Source organism: Sedimentibacter sp. LTW-03, assembly GCF_052059825.1.
GTDB lineage: Bacteria > Bacillota > Clostridia > Tissierellales > Sedimentibacteraceae > Sedimentibacter.
Genome location: NZ_CP197180.1, coordinates 499255 through 516569 on the forward strand (window position 1 = coordinate 499255; position 17315 = coordinate 516569).

18 protein-coding genes and 1 other annotated feature are annotated in these 17315 nt (G+C 36.2%); of the genes, 16 read left to right on the plus strand and 2 right to left on the minus strand.

Annotation, left to right across the window (positions count from 1 at the left end):
• Nucleotides 1-35 precede the first annotated feature (35 nt).
• The 5 genes from ftsH to mce all read left to right on the plus strand — a co-directional run bounded on the left by ftsH (nucleotide 36) and on the right by mce (nucleotide 5744).
• Complete coding sequence (ftsH, locus tag ACS3UD_RS02440; protein ID WP_308140129.1) at nucleotides 36-1847, plus strand: ATP-dependent zinc metalloprotease FtsH; 1812 nt, start codon at nucleotides 36-38, stop codon at nucleotides 1845-1847.
• A 345-nt stretch (nucleotides 1848-2192) separates the two neighbouring features.
• Entirely contained in the window at nucleotides 2193-3872 is a 1680-nt protein-coding gene (locus ACS3UD_RS02445; protein WP_308137915.1) for an acyl-CoA mutase large subunit family protein, read from the plus strand.
• 15 nt (nucleotides 3873-3887) lie between these two features.
• Nucleotides 3888-4286: a cobalamin B12-binding domain-containing protein gene (locus tag ACS3UD_RS02450; RefSeq protein ID WP_308137914.1), complete on the plus strand. Its 399-nt coding sequence runs from the start codon at nucleotides 3888-3890 to the stop codon at nucleotides 4284-4286.
• A 46-nt stretch (nucleotides 4287-4332) separates the two neighbouring features.
• Nucleotides 4333-5271, plus strand: coding sequence for a methylmalonyl Co-A mutase-associated GTPase MeaB (gene meaB, locus ACS3UD_RS02455; protein ID WP_308137913.1), 939 nt, complete (start codon nucleotides 4333-4335; stop codon nucleotides 5269-5271).
• 71 nt (nucleotides 5272-5342) lie between these two features.
• Nucleotides 5343-5744: a methylmalonyl-CoA epimerase gene (gene mce / locus ACS3UD_RS02460; RefSeq protein ID WP_308137912.1), complete on the plus strand. Its 402-nt coding sequence runs from the start codon at nucleotides 5343-5345 to the stop codon at nucleotides 5742-5744.
• Nucleotides 5745-5838: 94 nt separating this feature from the next.
• On the opposite strand, the gene ACS3UD_RS02465 is transcribed toward mce, so the two are convergent.
• On the minus strand, nucleotides 5839-6231 hold the full coding sequence (locus ACS3UD_RS02465) for a DUF1573 domain-containing protein (protein ID WP_308137911.1): 393 nt from the start codon (nucleotides 6229-6231) through the stop codon (nucleotides 5839-5841).
• A gap of 227 nt (nucleotides 6232-6458) precedes the next feature.
• Here ACS3UD_RS02465 and ACS3UD_RS02470 point away from each other — a divergent pair, with 227 nt between their 5' ends.
• From ACS3UD_RS02470 to ACS3UD_RS02485, 4 genes are all read left to right on the plus strand, one after another.
• The gene (locus ACS3UD_RS02470; protein ID WP_213926160.1) at nucleotides 6459-6896 is read left to right on the plus strand and encodes a protease complex subunit PrcB family protein; all 438 of its coding nucleotides are present in this window, start codon (nucleotides 6459-6461) and stop codon (nucleotides 6894-6896) included.
• 263 nt (nucleotides 6897-7159) lie between these two features.
• Nucleotides 7160-7855, plus strand: a complete 696-nt coding sequence (ftsE, locus tag ACS3UD_RS02475; protein ID WP_308137910.1) for a cell division ATP-binding protein FtsE — start codon at nucleotides 7160-7162, stop codon at nucleotides 7853-7855.
• Entirely contained in the window at nucleotides 7836-8741 is a 906-nt protein-coding gene (gene ftsX, locus ACS3UD_RS02480; RefSeq protein WP_308137909.1) for a permease-like cell division protein FtsX, read from the plus strand. Before ftsE ends, ftsX begins: the two co-directional genes overlap by 20 nt.
• Before the next feature lie 9 nt (nucleotides 8742-8750).
• Nucleotides 8751-9875 (plus strand): murein hydrolase activator EnvC family protein, encoded by a 1125-nt coding sequence (locus ACS3UD_RS02485; RefSeq protein ID WP_308137908.1) that lies wholly within the window; start codon nucleotides 8751-8753, stop codon nucleotides 9873-9875.
• Between the two features lie 63 nt (nucleotides 9876-9938).
• Here ACS3UD_RS02485 and ACS3UD_RS02490 read toward each other — a convergent pair whose 3' ends face one another.
• Nucleotides 9939-11375, minus strand: a complete 1437-nt coding sequence (locus ACS3UD_RS02490; protein WP_374049916.1) for an ATP-dependent metallopeptidase FtsH/Yme1/Tma family protein — start codon at nucleotides 11373-11375, stop codon at nucleotides 9939-9941.
• A gap of 426 nt (nucleotides 11376-11801) precedes the next feature.
• Here ACS3UD_RS02490 and infC point away from each other — a divergent pair, with 426 nt between their 5' ends.
• The 7 genes from infC (at nucleotide 11802) to pheS (ending at nucleotide 17315) form a co-directional block, all read left to right on the plus strand.
• Nucleotides 11802-12311 (plus strand): translation initiation factor IF-3, encoded by a 510-nt coding sequence (gene infC / locus ACS3UD_RS02495; protein WP_308140128.1) that lies wholly within the window; start codon nucleotides 11802-11804, stop codon nucleotides 12309-12311.
• Nucleotides 12312-12329: 18 nt separating this feature from the next.
• The gene (gene rpmI, locus ACS3UD_RS02500) at nucleotides 12330-12524 is read left to right on the plus strand and encodes a 50S ribosomal protein L35 (protein ID WP_213926155.1); all 195 of its coding nucleotides are present in this window, start codon (nucleotides 12330-12332) and stop codon (nucleotides 12522-12524) included.
• 28 nt (nucleotides 12525-12552) lie between these two features.
• Nucleotides 12553-12903, plus strand: a complete 351-nt coding sequence (gene rplT / locus ACS3UD_RS02505; protein WP_213926154.1) for a 50S ribosomal protein L20 — start codon at nucleotides 12553-12555, stop codon at nucleotides 12901-12903.
• Nucleotides 12904-13067: 164 nt separating this feature from the next.
• Nucleotides 13068-14423: a TrkH family potassium uptake protein gene (locus ACS3UD_RS02510; RefSeq protein ID WP_308137906.1), complete on the plus strand. Its 1356-nt coding sequence runs from the start codon at nucleotides 13068-13070 to the stop codon at nucleotides 14421-14423.
• Between the two features lie 12 nt (nucleotides 14424-14435).
• The gene (locus tag ACS3UD_RS02515) at nucleotides 14436-15086 is read left to right on the plus strand and encodes a potassium channel family protein (RefSeq protein ID WP_308137905.1); all 651 of its coding nucleotides are present in this window, start codon (nucleotides 14436-14438) and stop codon (nucleotides 15084-15086) included.
• A 76-nt stretch (nucleotides 15087-15162) separates the two neighbouring features.
• Complete coding sequence (locus ACS3UD_RS02520) at nucleotides 15163-15951, plus strand: TrmH family RNA methyltransferase (RefSeq protein ID WP_308137904.1); 789 nt, start codon at nucleotides 15163-15165, stop codon at nucleotides 15949-15951.
• 62 nt (nucleotides 15952-16013) lie between these two features.
• Nucleotides 16014-16230, plus strand: a binding site (T-box leader).
• Between the two features lie 62 nt (nucleotides 16231-16292).
• Complete coding sequence (pheS, locus tag ACS3UD_RS02525; protein WP_308137903.1) at nucleotides 16293-17315, plus strand: phenylalanine--tRNA ligase subunit alpha; 1023 nt, start codon at nucleotides 16293-16295, stop codon at nucleotides 17313-17315.

Consider the following 17315-nt stretch of genomic DNA (forward strand, 5'->3'; position numbering starts at 1 on the left):
TTTAGACAAAGAGGAGGCTTTAATTGAAAGGATTTATGAGAAGCATCGCAATGTATGTTCTTATATTTGTCGTAATTATCATGCTGGTTCAAAGCATGGTTGAACCTGCGAAGGATGAACAAAGTATAAGTTACAGCGAGCTTATAGTTCAATTACAAAATAATAACATAAAATCACTATCCTTTACTGAAAGTGAGGTAAAGGGTGTTTACAAAGACGATACGAAATTTACTTCATATGTACCAACTGTCTTTTTATTTAATTCAAGTTTTTATGACAAATATGTTGCCGACAAAATTGAATCAGGGGAAATAGAAATAGTGGGCGAACCTGTACCTGCCACTCCTATATGGGTAAGCGCACTGCCTACAATCGGAATGCTTGTCCTTTTGGCAGTTTTGTGGTATGTATTCATGAAACAGTCTCAGGGGGGAGGAACAGGAAAAGCAATGTCCTTTGGCAAGAGCAGGGCAAAAATGGTTAAAGATGATGACCCGAGCAAAAAAATTACTTTTGCGGATGTAGCTGGACTTGATGAAGAAAAAGAGGAGTTAAGCGAAATTGTTGATTTCCTTAAAAATCCAGCAAAGTTTGCAAGGCTGGGAGCCAGAATACCAAAGGGAGTCTTGCTGGTTGGCCCTCCGGGAACAGGAAAAACGTATCTGTCAAAATCCGTGTCTGGAGAGGCAGGGGTTCCGTTTTTCAGCATAAGTGGTTCCGACTTTGTTGAAATGTTTGTGGGGGTTGGTGCTTCACGTGTAAGAGATTTATTTGACCAGGCAAAGAAAAACGCACCATGTATTATTTTTATAGATGAAATTGATGCTGTCGGAAGACGGAGAGGAGCCGGCCTCGGCGGAGGAAACGATGAAAGAGAGCAGACATTGAACCAACTTCTGGTTGAGATGGACGGGTTTTCAGGAAACGAAGGTATTATAATAATTTCAGCTACAAATAGACCTGACATATTAGATCCAGCGTTGATGAGACCGGGACGCTTTGACAGACAGGTTCATGTAGGACTTCCGGACGTAAAGGCGAGAGAGGCAATATTAAAAATTCATATAAGAAAAAAACCTCTTGCAGATGATGTAGATCTGGAAATTGTAGCAAAAAGGACTCCAGGATTTACTCCTGCAGATTTGGAAAACGCAATGAATGAAGCTGCTCTTTTGACTGCAAGACAGAACAAGACATTAATAACTATGGACATAATTGAGGAAGCGATAACTAAGGTTATTGCAGGGCCTGAAAAGCGCAGTAAGGTTATCAGCGAAAATGAAAAAAAGCTTACTGCATATCATGAAGCCGGGCATGCAGTTGTTGCAAGGTTATCTTCAAATAAGGATCCTGTGCACATGATTACAATAATACCAAGAGGCGGTGCCGGAGGATTTACGATGTATCTGCCTGAAGAAGACAGGTCATACAGATCAAAGACAGAAATGGAAGAAAGTATTGTAAGACTTTTGGGAGGCAGAGTTGCTGAAAAACTTGCTCTTGATGATATTTCAACTGGAGCATCTAATGATATTGAAAGAGCAACAAAAATTGCGAGAGCTATGGTTACAACATACGGAATGAGCGATGAGCTGGGCCCGATGACTTATGGAACAAACGAAGAAGAGGTATTTTTAGGAAGAGATTTTAACAAGATAAGAAACTACTCAGAAGAGGTTGCTGCCAGAATAGACAATGAAATGCGAAGGATTATTGATAGCGCATATCATAAAACAGAAACACTTTTAAGTGAAAACATGGAAAAATTGGACCGTGTAGCTCAGGCCCTTTTAGAAAAAGAAACAATTTCAGGCAAGGAATTTGAAATGCTGTTTGAGGAAGTTTAAACTAATAGTGATGAGATTCTTCACATAACAAATGAAATGATTACTTTCGTTGGTGGAGGATCTCTTTTTTTATTCTAATGAATCTCGTAATATTTCCAATGAAATGCATGACAGAAAATAATTAATATCTTTATTTTGATTTTTTTTGAAAATAACAATATGAAATGCAAATGATTGAAAAATCAATGCTTTATTTCTTTTTAATATTGTCACCATATAAATTTTGCAACTTTTGCTGCAAGTTTGAAAAATATACAGTCTTTTTGGGTAAACGTCTTGCAAAATTAAGGTTTTTGGATTATATTTAATGATTGTAAATACTTGTTAATCAAAATGGAGGATTTTATGTTTGAAAAAGAAAAACTCGACCAATTAAGATCGGCTCGCCAGAATTGGGAAGATAAAGTGTTAAGCAAGTCTTTAAGTAAAGCGCCTGAAAATAAAACAGAATTTAAATCAGGTTCCGGTGTGAATGTGGAAAGGCTGTATACTCCGGAGGATGTTGCAGATATTGATTATGAGACAGAAATAGGATATCCGGGACAGTATCCTTTTACAAGAGGGTATCAGCCGACAATGTACAGGGGCAAGACATGGACAATGAGAATGTATGCTGGCTTTGCAACGGCGGAAGAATCTAATGAAAGGTATAAATATCTTGTAGGGCAGGGGTCTACAGGGTTATCTGTTGCTTTTGACCTTCCTACGCAGATAGGGTATGATTCAGACCATTCTCTAGCACAGGGTGAAGTCGGTAAGGTCGGCGTAGCCATAGATTCTCTAAAGGATATGGAAATTCTTTTTGACGGCATCCCTTTGGATAAGGTTAGCACATCAATGACAATAAATGCTCCGGCTTCTGTATTGCTTGCAATGTATATAGCTGTTGCAGAAAAACAGGGTGTATCATCAGATAAATTAAGAGGAACAATACAAAATGACATATTGAAGGAATACATAGCAAGAGGAACATACATTTTTCCTACAGAACCGTCAATGCGTCTTATAACAAATATATTTGAGTATTGCTCAAAAGAGGTTCCAAAATGGAATACAATCAGTATTTCAGGATACCACATCAGAGAAGCTGGATCTACGGCAGCTCAGGAAGTTGGATTTACTCTGGCTGATGGTATTGCGTATGTTGATGCGGCAATTAAAGCCGGGCTGGATGTTGACACATTTGCACCGAGACTTTCATTCTTCTTTAATGCACATAATGATTTGCTTGAAGAAGTTTCAAAGTTTAGAGCTGCAAGGAGACTCTGGGCTAAAATAATGAAGGAAAGATTTAAAGCAAAAAATGAAAAATCAATGATGCTTAAATTCCATACTCAGACTGCAGGATGCACATTGACTGCACAGCAGCCGGATAATAACATTATAAGAGTTGCAATGCAGGCATTAGCTGCAGTGCTGGGAGGAACTCAATCTTTGCATACAAATTCAAGAGACGAAGCTTTGGCTCTGCCTACTACGGATTCTGTTACAATAGCATTAAGGACTCAGCAAATTTTGGCTAACGAAACTGGGGTTACAAATACAGTAGATCCATTGGCAGGTTCGTACTACATTGAAGCTAAAACAAAAGAAATTGAAGAAAAAGCCATGGAATACATCAGCAAGATAGATGAATTGGGTGGAGCTCCTAGAGCTATTGATATAGGATATATTCAAAAAGAAATTTCTGATTCTGCGTACAAGTATCAGATGGAAATCGAATCGCTTGACAGAATAGTTGTAGGAGTTAACAAGTACCAAGTTAATGAAGAACCTCCAAAAGGATTGTTGCGGGTTGATCCTATAGTTGGTGAAATGCAGAAGAAGAAAATTGAAGATGTAAAAACTGCAAGGAATAATGAAGTAGTTAAAGAGAAGCTTGATTTGTTAAAAAAGGCCTGCCAGGGAACAGAAAATGTGATGCCGTTTATTTTAGATGCAGTTAGAGAATATGCTACACTGGGAGAAATATGCGGAGTTATGAGAGAAGTTTTTGGCGAATATGAACAAGCAGTATTGCTTTAAATTAGGAGGAATATTATGAGACCAATTAGAGTTTTAGTTGCAAAGCCTGGGCTTGACGGGCATGACAGAGGTGCTAAGGTTATAGCAAGAGCATTGAGAGACGCAGGCATGGAAGTTATATATACCGGATTAAGGCAAACTCCTGAGCAAATAGTTGCCGCGGCAATTCAAGAGGATGTAGATGTTGTGGGAATGAGCATATTGTCCGGAGCACACAATTATCTGTTCCCAAGGGTTGTTGAGCTACTTAAAGAGCAAGGTGTTGACGATGTATTGATAGTAGGCGGAGGTGTTATTCCGGACGAAGACATTCCCGGACTTAAGAAGGCTGGTGTTTCTGAAATATTTACACCTGGAACCACTACATCAAATATGATAGAATTTATTAAATCAAATTTAAAAAGAGAGTTATAGAAAATATTTTGCATCATAGTTGCAGTAAAGTAAAAGAGGTGATTTAGTGGAATTAATTCAGCGGATGCTTGCAGGGGACAAAAGAGCGTGTGCAAGGTTGATAACAACAGTGGAAAGTAACCCTGAAGAGGCTGAAAAAATATTGAGAGAAATTCATCCTTACACTGGCAGGGCAAATATTTTAGGTATTACAGGTCCGCCTGGTGCTGGAAAAAGTACGCTCACCGATAAAATAGTAAAAAAATTCGTAGATGAAGGTAAAAAGGTTGGGATTATAGCAGTTGATCCAACCAGTCCGTATTCCGGCGGGTCAATCCTTGGAGACAGGATACGAATGCAGGATTTGGCTCTGCATCCCAATGTATTTATAAGGAGTATGGGTACAAGAGGATATCTCGGAGGACTTTCAAAGCATACTAAAAATGCATTAAAAATTTTGGATGCTGCTGGTTATGATTACATAATAATTGAGACAGTAGGAGTGGGGCAGTCTGAAGTGGACATTGTCAAGACTGCAGATTCTATACTGATGGTTATGGTGCCGGGGCTTGGAGATGACATACAGTCCATTAAAGCTGGTATTATGGAGATAGGTGATATATTTGTCATAAACAAAAGTGACTTGTTTGGTGCGGACAGGACTGCAACAGAAGTAAACATGATGCTTGATTTAAGTTCAAATATGGATAGAAGGCCTCCGGTTGTAAAAGTTACCGCATCGAAAAATGAAGGCATTGATATTTTGAAATCTGAAATAATAAACCATTTAGTGTACTTAAATGAGAGTGGTAAACTAAATGAGAGAAGAAAGAATAATATGAGGACGGAGATAGTTGAGCTTATTGAAGCAGAACTGAGAAAGATTGTAATTTCCAGCGCAGCAAGTGAAAATAAGCTTGAATCTGAAGTCGGTAAAATCATAACTAAAGAAAAAAATATTTATGAAGTAAGAGATGAGTTTCTAAAAGCAATAAGAGAAGAATAACGTAATTTCACCTATGATAAATGCGGTAACGGTGAATTAAAAATATAACTATTTTGAGTGGGAGGCGACACATGGTTAATAAAATAGATCATATAGGAATAGCAGTAAAAAGTATAGAAGAAGCATTGAAATTCTATGAAGGTGTTCTTGGATTGAAATCAACAGGAACTGAAGTGGTTGCTGAGCAAAAGGTTAGGGTAGCTTTTTTGCCCACAGGGGATTCTGAAGTTGAGTTGCTGGAAGCTACATCAGAAGACAGCCCTGTTGCAAAATTCATAGAGAAAAACGGCGAAGGAATTCAACATATGGCTTACAGAGTCGATAACGTAGAAGCTGCAATATCTGAGATGAAGGCAAAGGGAGTTAGAATGATAGATGAAACGCCTAGATATGGTGCAGGCGGAGCCAAGATTGCTTTCTGCCACCCGAAAAGCACGGGAGGAGTTCTCGTAGAGCTTTGCCAAAGAGGTTAATTTAGAAACGGCCGCCTTACATTAAGTACAGGCGGCCGTTGTTATTTTTGCGTAATTATTAGCATATATTTCTTAAAGACCGGACATCCGGATATTACAAAAGGTTATAAATTCCCAATGTTTTTAAATGATCAAGCTTTGATGACATTATCTCATCTAAATCCAGATTGAGTGCGGAGCACATTGATGCAAGATAAAACAGCAGCTCGCCCATTTCTTCTTCAATTTTTTCTTTGCATTTCGGACAAAGCTTGCCTTCTACATGATTATCTACATCAGTCTGATTTTCTTCAAGTGTTTTGTTGTGAGAAAATAATTGCTTAGTCGCATGTATTTCGATGCATCCGCAATGAGTTGCAGATTTGAAAACTGCTCTGTTGAGTACGGATGTTTGTACATCAAGCTTTGTTACAATATCTAAAACGCTTTTATTCAAAAGCTGCAAATCGCTGGTTATATTTTGAAATTCACTGCAATTACATGACATGTGTTTCCAACTCCTTTCTGAAACAAGGTTATTAAAATACTTTTGGTAAGATTTTTTATATAATTTTTACCGCCAGCAGTTTCTTGTTATAATAAAATTATACTTAAAGACAAGCTCAAATGTCAAACACTTTATTAATACATTTTGTAAACAAACTCTTTACTATTTAGCATAATTTTGGAACGAAAGAATAAAATATAAAGAAGTACATATATAGGGGGATTTTTATGAAAAGAATTGTAACCATAGTTGCGATTGTTGTATTTATAGCCGCACTTCTGTTTTTCTTCAGATATTTTAAGGGAAAAGGAGCTGAAAATGTTTCGTTTGATACAGTAGATCCTGAAAATATGCCTAGACAGATTGCAGAGGTATTGCCGAACTACAGGATGAAAGAAAAAGCTTTAGTTGCAAAAATTAATGATGAGATTTACGTTGTAGTAACAAGAGGGGAAAAGAATACAGCAGGATATGAGGTGGAAATTGACAAGCTGACGCTGGATGATGAAGACGGTGAAAAAGTATTGACTGTTTTTGCTAAATATACTGATCCTAAGCCCGGAGATGTAACAGCTCAGATCCTAACATATCCTTTTGCCGTAGTAAAGACTGACATGACAGAACTGCCTCAGAAAGTTGTTTTAGAGAAGGAATATAAAAATTAAGAAATGATTAATTAAATTACGGTGAGTAGTATAGCATTAGTACTAATACCTTTTAAGCATAAAAAAGAAAAATGAAAATAAAAATTCATTTTTCTTTTTTTGTTTAATATGTTGCTTTTGCTGTTTTGAATGCTTTACAATATTTTAAGATATAGGCAAAAATAAACATTTATTTTTATTATAAAATAAAGTAAAATAAGATAATAATGGTTGTAATTTTGTCAAAATGTGTTATATAATAGTAATCGGTAAGAGGTGAGGCAGTGATAATATTTAATAACGTATCTAAAATTTATAAAAAAGAATTTACAGCAGTTAAGAATATTAACTTAAAGATAAATGACGGCGAATTTTTATTTATAGTCGGTAAAAGCGGAGCTGGCAAAAGCACTTTGATTAAGCTTTTATTGAGAGAGATTACTCCCAGCGAAGGAATAATTACATATAATGATCAGGACATTACAAAGATTAGGAAAAGAAATGTAGCCCAATACAGAAGAAATATCGGCTTTGTTTTCCAAGATTACAGGCTTCTGCCTAAGATGACGGTCTACGAAAACGTGGCATTTGCAATGGAAATGATTTGTTGCTCTTCTAAAACAATCAGAAGGGAAGTGCCTCTTGTTCTCAGCATGGTGGGACTTAGCGACAAGGCAAAATATTATCCTGATGAGTTGTCAGGCGGTGAGCAGCAGAGAGTTGCGATTGCGCGCGCGGTAATAAATAAGCCGGAAACCATAATAGCGGACGAGCCTACTGGAAACCTGGACCCTGAAACGTCAAAAGAGATTATGAAAATCCTAAAGGAGATAAACAAAAGAGGAACTACAGTAATAATGGCTACGCATGATATGAACATAGTTCAAAATTATCAGAAAAGAATTGTTGAGCTGAAGCGCGGTGTTGTTATCAGAGATATGAAAGCAGGGGGAAATGACAATGAACCTAAAAAAGCTTAACTATATTTTTAGACAAGCCTTCAAAAGTATGTGGAGAAATCGAATGATGGGGCTTGCATCAATTGGTTCTGTAACCGCTGTGTTAATGATATTAGGATTTGTATTAATAATAGTGCTCAATGTAAATAATGTTGCAATGGTTACAAAAGAAAGTTTTGATGAAATAGCAGTTTATTTGCTGGACGATGTGGAAGAAGAGCAAATAGATGAGATGGGTAAATCGTTCCGGGAAATAAACGGTGTTATTGGCGTCGCTTTCCAGACGAAGGAATATGCTCTTGAACAGTTGAAAGAAGACTGGGGTGAAAATGCTTTTTTGTTGGAAGGGCTTAGAAAAAATCCTCTTCCAAACACATATGTAGTTCAGCTTGATGATGTAAGTAAGTCAGAAAGTGTTATTAAGAAGATACAAACCTTTGAAGGTGTCGAAGATGTTATGTATTATAAGGATGCGGTAAACAGTCTTATAAAAATTGCTGATTTTATTAAGAGAACCGGCGCCGGCATCATAATAATATTGTTGTTTATAAGCGTGTTTATTATTTCTAATACAATTAAAATAACTGTATTGAACAGACAGAAGGAAATAGAGTTGATGCAGTATATAGGAGCGACGAACGGATATGTACGAGGTCCCTTTATGATTGAAGGAATTATGCTTGGGCTGATAGGGGCATTTGTTTCAATAATATTGATTTTTGTGGGATATAACTACATTGTAAATTATTTGGCAGGTCGTTACGTTGCCTTGTTGTCCGGAATGTCCGGATACTTGGTAGGAGTCGAAATGATACTAAACGACTTGATTATAATATTTTTAACTATAGGGATAGGCATAGGAATTCTTGGCAGCTTGATTTCCTTGAAAAAATTCTTAAGTGTGTAGGAGTGGTGTATGTTTAAAAAAAGTGTTATTTATACTCTGATTGCAATAACTGTCTTAAGTATTTTCCCTGTGACTGCCGGGGGGAGTATAGCTGATTTGCAATACAAACAAAAGCAGGTGGAAAATCAAATTAAGGAATTGCGCAATCAGGCTGATGAACTTAAAAATGAGAAACGCAGTATAGAATCGGAAATCAAAATACTTGACAATGAGCTGAGGGCTTTAACTTTAGAAACTGAACAATATGAAATGCAAAAGCAGGAAATCAGCATGAAAATAGCTGAATCTGAGCAAAAAATCCTTGAACTTACAGATGAAATTGACAAAAATAATAAAACTCTGGAAGATCGTTTGAGAGTTATGTATAAAAACGGTACAGCCGGATATATGGAAGTCATTTTGAATTCTGAGAATCTAATCGACGCCTTAACCAGAATAGATATGATTCAGCTGATAGTTGAAAGCGACGTTGATCTGCTAAAAAGCATAGGCGAGCAAAAGGTTCAGGTGGAACAAATAAAAGAGGATCAAGAAATAAAAAGGATGGAATTGACTGCTGTAATCAATAATTTAAATGTAAAGCAGAATGAAGTTGTGATTGCTTCCAGGTCCAAGGAAAATTATATGACCAGTTTACAAGGCAATATAGAAGAAATTCAAAGACAGGAAGCAGCAATGGAAGAGCAGTCAAAACAAATTGAAAGAGATATACTGGCTGCGCAGCGTGCGGTTGAATACGCAGGCGGAGAACTGGCTTGGCCTGTTCCCGGGCACACAAGAATTACTTCCGAGTTCGGAGGAAGGCCTCATCCCATCACAGGAGTTTGGTCAACCCACGGAGGCACCGATATTGCTGCGCCTTACGGGACTCCAATTGTTTCAGCCAACGATGGTGTTGTAATTTATGCCGGGTATCATTATTCATACGGAAACTACATCATAGTTGACCACGGCGGAGGAATTGCTACGTTGTACGGGCACTGCTCAAAATTGTTGGCGAGTAAGGGACAAGCGGTATCCAGAGGAGAAAGTATTGCGCTTATAGGTTCTACTGGAGAATCTACAGGCAATCACTTACACTATGAAGTCAGAGTGAATGGCGTCAGAAAAAATCCGATGTCCTACTACGAATAAAATTAAGGACAGTTTTTTGAGGTGTATGGCCTCAAAAAACTGTCCTTTTAGATTTTTGGAATTTCATATCAGCACCTTTTTCTTACATTCACGCATTATCTCATCAAGCTGATCTGAATTCATGGTTTCGTTTTTGATTAAGTATTCGGCTATTCTTTTTACGGTTTCTTCGTTTTCTCTTATAATGGATATAGCTCGTTCATATGCTTCCTTAGCCATATCGGATGCTTCGTTTTTTATATTGTCAAGATAATATTTGAACAGTTTTTCATCAATACATGTGTTTTGTGTATTTTTTCCCATACCGTAGCTGCATATTATTTCATATATAATGTTTGTGGATTCTTTCAAATCATTTGAGGCTCCTGTGGACACTTCTCCAATAAATACTTCTTCAGAAGCCCTACCTGCCAGAAGTACAGTAACTTTGTTGCAAAGCTCCTTTTTTGTATAAAGATATTTATCTTCTGTAGGAAATTTCAGTACATATCCTAATGCTTTGTCTCTAGGTATAATGGATATTTTCTGAACTTTATCAATATTAAGTATTTTAGCAACTGCTGCATGACCTGCTTCATGATATGCTACAATTCTTTTTTCCTTGTCAGAAACTGTTGAATGTTTTATTTCCAGACCGGCTGCTATTTTTTCTATGGCAAATTCAAAATTATCTAAATTTATTTTTTTGGATTTTTCCTTTATTGCCCTCAAAGCTGCTTCATTGGCAATGTTAGCAAGCTGAGCACCAGAAAAGCCATGCGTCTTTGTTGCTATATCCTTCAGCTGGACCTTTTTATCCAATGGCTTATTTTTTGTATGAACTTCTAATATCTTTAATCTTGAATGATAGTTTGGGTTCCCTACATAAATTTTTCTGTCAAATCTTCCGGGCCTTAAGAGAGCTTCATCAAGAAGGTCAATTCTATTAGTGGCAGCTATTACTATTACATTGCTCGTATTGTTAAATCCGTCCAGTTCAATTAACAGCTGGTTAAGAGTCTGATCTTTTTCGTTATTACTTTCGCTGTTTCTTTTTGCTCCAAGTGCATCAATTTCATCAATAAAAATAATGCTGGGCGATTCTTTACGTGCTCTTTCAAAAATCATTCTTACTCGTTTTGCTCCGACGCCAACATATTTTTCAACAAATTCCGAACCACTGGAATAAATGAAGGTTGCTCTAGCCTCACCGGCAATTGCTTTTGCTATAAGAGTTTTACCTGTTCCAGGTGGACCATAGAGCAATATTCCTTTTGGAACCTTTGCATCCATGGAATGGTATTTTTCTTCGTTATTTAAAAAATCAATTATATCAACCAAGTCTTCCTTAATCTCTTCCAAGCCTGCGACATCATCAAAGCCTATTTGAATTTTTGGTTCTTCTGATTTTCTTTTTTCAAAATATGCCGTCGAACCTACGGCTTCTTTAGATTCTTCGGTAAATGTGCTGGTTCCTCCGCTTTCGTTTTTTTTATTTGATGAAGCGAACATTTTTACCATGAGTATCGCATAAAAAAGAAGCGGTAAAAAAAACAATATTGACAAAGAATATTTATCTGATATTATTAAAATAATAATATTATACGCAATAAAGGAAATTGCCAACAACAAATATTTATTTTTCATGTTACCTCCTGAGCTAGTAAATTTTTTTTTGATACAATTATCTTTACCATAACAAAAAAAGTTATGACAGTATAAAAAAAATAATTGTTGACATTTATTGTTAGGTTGTATATACTGTAATAAGTTCAAGAAGAAGTGACCGCTTCTCACCTTACGGCGTTTAATTGCTGTTAGACTGTTAGTAGGGTTAATAAATTAATGCAATAATTTTGTATTGTTTAAAGATAGCGGTAATTTGGCTGTCTTTTTTATTTTGCATATACATTATAAGGAAGACAAGAGAAATCATTGGAGGTGTAAATTATAAAAGAACTTCAAATCAACGAGCAAATTCGTGAAAAGGAAGTAAGAGTCATTGACTCTGATGGAAGTCAGCTGGGCATTATCAGCACTAAAGAGGCTTTGAAAATTGCTGAAAGCAAAAAATTGGATTTGGTTAATGTATCGCCTACCGCGAAACCGCCGGTATGCAGAATTATGAATTACGGAAAGTATAAGTACGCTCAGGCTAAAAAAGAAAAAGAATCTAAAAAGAAACAAAAGATTATAAACGTCAAAGAGATAAGAATGACTCCGAATATTGAGGAGCATGATTTGGGCGTTAAAGCAAAAAATGCATGCAAATTCCTTGAAGATGGAGACAGGGTAAAGGTTGTTATTCGTTTCCGAGGAAGAGAGCTCGGTCATATGGATGCGGGCAGGGAAGTGCTTATGCAGTTTGCAGAGATTACAAAAGAACATTCTATTATAGATAAGCAACCATTAGTTGAGGGCAGAAACATGATTATGTTTTTGTCACCCAAAAAATAACGTTAAGGAGGAACTGTTATGCCAAAATTAAAAACTAACAGATCAGCAGCGAAAAGATTTACTAAAACTGGAAGCGGCCAGATAAAAAGATCAAAATCAGGAAAAAATCATTTTACAGGCAAAAAAGCTTCCAAATCAATTAGAAATTTAAGAAAGAGCACATTGGTATCTAGTGCTGACGCAGATAGAATAAACAAATTATTACCATATTAATTAATAATATATACAGGAGGACAAGAAAATGGCAAGAGTTAAAAGAGCTGTAAATGCTAAGAAAAACCATAGAAAAGTATTGAAACTTGCTAAAGGATATTACGGAGCAAAGAGTAAATTATATAAAACAGCTAACCAAGCTGTAATGAAGTCACTTTCATATGCTTACGTAGGAAGAAAGTTAAGAAAGAGAGAGTTCAGACAGCTTTGGATTGCTAGAATAAATGCAGCTGCAAGACAAAACGGTTTGTCATACAGCAAATTCATAAATCTTTTAAAGCAAAACAACATAGAAATAAACAGAAAAATGCTGTCAGAAATGGCGATTTACGATCCGGCAGGATTCACAAGCCTTGTAGAACAAGTAAAAGTAAACTAATATTTAATAAGACTGTAACTTTTACAGTCTTTTTTATATTAAGTTCTCTTTCTAGTATATAATCTGCTGTATTGATTTTGTACCACAAAGTGTTATAATCAACTAACAGCGGACAATGCATAAATTGATATAATTTGTGCATTATTTATGTTAAGAGGTTAATTATGAAATATATTGTAACAAAGATAAATCAAATCAAGAAAAATCCTTACATGGTATTTTTTATTTCCTTTGCATCTATTATATTTTTTGGAGCGCTTCTTTTGGTTCTCCCTCTTGCGTCACAGAATGGTAAAAGTGTAGGATTTGTAAATGCACTTTTCACTTCCGCATCAGCTACGTGTGTAACAGGTCTTACAGTTGTCAATACAGCTTCTCATTGGACAGTGTTTGGTAAAATTGTCATTATAACATTGATTCAGATAGGAGGACTTGGTGTTATGACAATGACAGCCATGATATCATTCTTTATTGGTAAAAGAATATCACTGAAGACAAGGATACTAATAATGGAAGAGAGAAATGTCAATGAACTTCAGGGGGTTGTCAGGCTTACAAAGAACATACTTCTCTTTACTTTTGCTTCTGAATTGATAGGAGCAATGCTGTTATCTACTGTATTTATCAAAGATTACGGTGTTTCAAAAGGGATAGGTTTTTCTATATTTCATGCTATATCTTCTTTTTGTAATGCGGGGTTTGATATTACAGGAAACAGTATGGTAAGGTATGTGGATAACTTTATAATAACATGGTCTGTTTGTACTCTTGTAGTAGTAGGAGGAATAGGGTACTTTGTACTTTGGGACATACATGCAAGCAAGAACTTTCATAAGCTGACTTTGCATTCAAAGCTGGTTTTGGTTACAACCTCTGTGTTGGTTGTTTTTGGAGTAGTTATAATCTTTATTTTAGAACGAAACAATCCTGGAACTATGGGAAGCCTTGATATATCAGGCAAAATAAATGCTTCTCTGTTTCAGGCAATAAATCCAAGGACGTCCGGTTATAATTCAGTGCCTTTGGAAAATCTAAGAATGGCTACAGTGGCGATAATAATTGTATTTATGTTTATAGGAGGTTCTCCTGCTTCTACTGCAGGCGGCATTAAAACAACAACGATGGCTGTTCTGATAGTATCTTTTTACAATTTATTCAGGGGTAAGAGGGATTTTGAGGTGTTCGAAAGAAGAATAATGCCGGAAACAACTATAAGAGCTGCTGCGGTATTGATGGTTTCGCTTATGTTGGTGATAATATGTTCAATTGTGCTTTCAATAACTGAAGAGTCGGCAGGCTTTAATTATACGGATATACTGTTTGAAACAGTATCCGCATTTGCAACTGTCGGATTGTCAAGAGGATTAACACCGTATTTAAGTGATGTGGGGAAAATCATGCTGACAATAGTTATGCTTATAGGACGAGTGGGGCCAATGACAGTGGCGTATGCATTTTTAAAGCAAAACAGAAATATAGGAAATTATACCTATCCTGAAGGAAAGGTAATAATAGGATAAGGAGGACAACATATGAAACAGATAATAGTAATCGGATGCGGCAGATTTGGTGCTTCTGCTGCAAAGACACTTACAAAACTTGGACATGATGTTATGGTGGTTGACCAGAATGCAGACATTATAAAAGAAATATCGGAGTTTGTTGCGCATGCTGTTCAAATGGATGCCATTGATGAAGCATCGTTTCGAACCATAGGGCTTAGAAATTTCGATGTTGCAATAGTAGCAATAGGCTCCGACACTCAGGCTTCAGTTATGGGAACTCTGATAGCAAAGGAAGCGGGAGTACCGATTGTAATAGCAAAAGCAGCAAATGAAACTCATGGAAGAGTGCTGAAAAAAATCGGGGCAGATAAAATTATTTATCCGGAGAGAGATATGGGTATGCGGGTTGCATATGGACTGGTTACTCCCAACATATTGGATGTAATAGAATTTTCGCCTGACTACAGCATAGTTGAAACGGTAGCTCTTGCAGAATGGGAAGGTAAGTCTCTTAAAGAATTAAACCTTTCAAGAAAGTACGGGATGACTGTAATTGCATTAAAAACATATGATGAAATAAATATTGTTCCTTCTTCTGAAACAGTAATAAATCATAATGACATTGTTGTTATACTTGGAAGCAACGATAATCTGAAAGTTATTGGAGATATTAAGTAATTGTGTTATAATTTATCTAACTTCAGATAAAAAACTTAATGTTTATAAATTGGCTTTTCGTAAATGGAAGGTATATATGGATATAATAAAAAGCAGAGAAAACAGTAAAATTAAATATATCCGCTCACTTGGATCTAAAAAGAGCCGTGACGAAGAAAATGCGTTCATCGTTGAAGGAATTAAATTTGTAAATGAAGCATTTATAGAAAGTGCTCATATAATATATTTATTATTTAAAGAAAGCGCATTGAATAAGCCAGAAGTTCAAAAGCTATACAATTTGTCAAGTAGCATAGGCACCGATATATTAATATGTGAAGAGAATGTATTTAACTCGGTATCAGATACGATTAATTCTCAGGGTATTTTGGCAGTGATACAAAAGGATGAAAATCTAAATAAAATTGATAGCTATAAATTTGCTGTGATGTGCGATAAAATACAGGACCCGGGTAATCTTGGAACGATAATAAGGACTGCTGATGCATTCGGCCCTGCAGTTGTAATACTCAATAAAGGCTGTGTGGATGTGTATAATCCAAAAGTGGTCAGAGCTTCAGCAGGAGCTATATTTAGAGTTCCTTTTAAGTACGCGGATTCCGATTTGAAAATATTAGATTTGTTGAAAATTTCAGGCTTTAAAATTATTTCTGCTGTTGTTGATTCTAAACAATCATTTGACGATATAGAGCAATCAGATAAGATATGTGTCGTAATAGGCAATGAAGGGAATGGAGTTTCCCGGGAAATACAAAGTTGTTCACACATGAATATAACAATAAAAATGTCCGGCAATGCGGAATCGTTGAATGCATCTATTGCAGCAGGAATCAGTATTTATGAAATTAGAAAAAAATTGTTGTAATAAAAAAGAGCTTTTGATATAATCAAATGTAATGCAATGTATGGTGTACTTAATAATTTAATACTATAGCAATGAAGAAGTCCAGTAGGCATAAATAGGTGCTGTTAAAGAGAAAAATCATCATGGCTGAAAATGATTTTAGGCATTTGTGCTGAACCTTCACTTTGGAGCTTGCAGAATGAAGCTAGTAGTTCTGCACGGTATTTACCGTTAAAATAAATGAGGCCCTGAACTTGTTTAGGGTGAAAAAGAGTGGTATCGCGAAACTTCGCCTCTTAATGAGGCGGAGTTTTTATATTTATTTGATATTATAAAAATATTTATTAGTGAAAGGAGCATGTATGAAAGAGCAGCTTTTAAAGTTAAAAACAGAAGCGGTGAACAGACTTAAAGAATGCAAAGACAATGCAGATATTGAAAAAATACGAGTTAAGTATCTCGGTAAAAAGGGAGACCTGACATTAATATTGAGATCAATGGGAAACTTGTCAAAAGAGGAAAGACCTGAAATGGGAAAACTGGCAAATGAGGTCCGTTCAATTATAGAAGAGGAAATAAAAACGATTAAGGAATATGTAAGTGAAAAGGATCAGCAAAAAAAGATTAAATCAGAAATGCTGGATATTACATTTCCGGGCAAGGTTCCTGAGATTGGCCGAAGACATCCTTTAATTCAAGTTAAGGAAGAATTGGAGAGTGTATTTATGCGCATGGGATACGACGTTATAAGCGGCCCTGAAATTGAAACAGTAGGGCATAATTTTGACGATTTGAATGCTCCATATGACCATCCATCAAGAGACAAATCAGATACATTTTATATCTCGGATGATCTTGTCCTGAGAACACAAACATCTCCTGTTCAAATCAGAGTGATGAAAGAGGGGAAACTGCCTATAAGAATGGTGTGCACCGGAAGAACATTTAGATTTGATGATGTTGATGATACACATTCTCCAATGTTCCATCAGATGGAATGCCTTGTGGTTGATAAAGGCGTAACCCTTGCAAATTTAAAAGATTCAATTGATCAGTTTGTTAAGGAGTTATTCGGTAGCAAAGTGGAAACTCGTTTTCGTCCGCATAATTTTCCGTTTACTGAACCAAGCGCAGAAGTTGACGTATCGTGTCACTTGTGCATGGGCAAGGGATGCCCTGCTTGCCATGGAACAGGATGGAGTATGGAACTTTTAGGATGCGGTATGGTTCACCCTAATGTTCTCAGAAACTGCGGAATTGATCCGGAGGTATATTCAGGTTATGCATTCGGCATGGGAATAGACCGTGTTACAATGGTTAAGTATGGAATCCCGAACATAAGGTTATTGTTCGAAAATGATGTTAGATTCTTAAAACAATTTTAG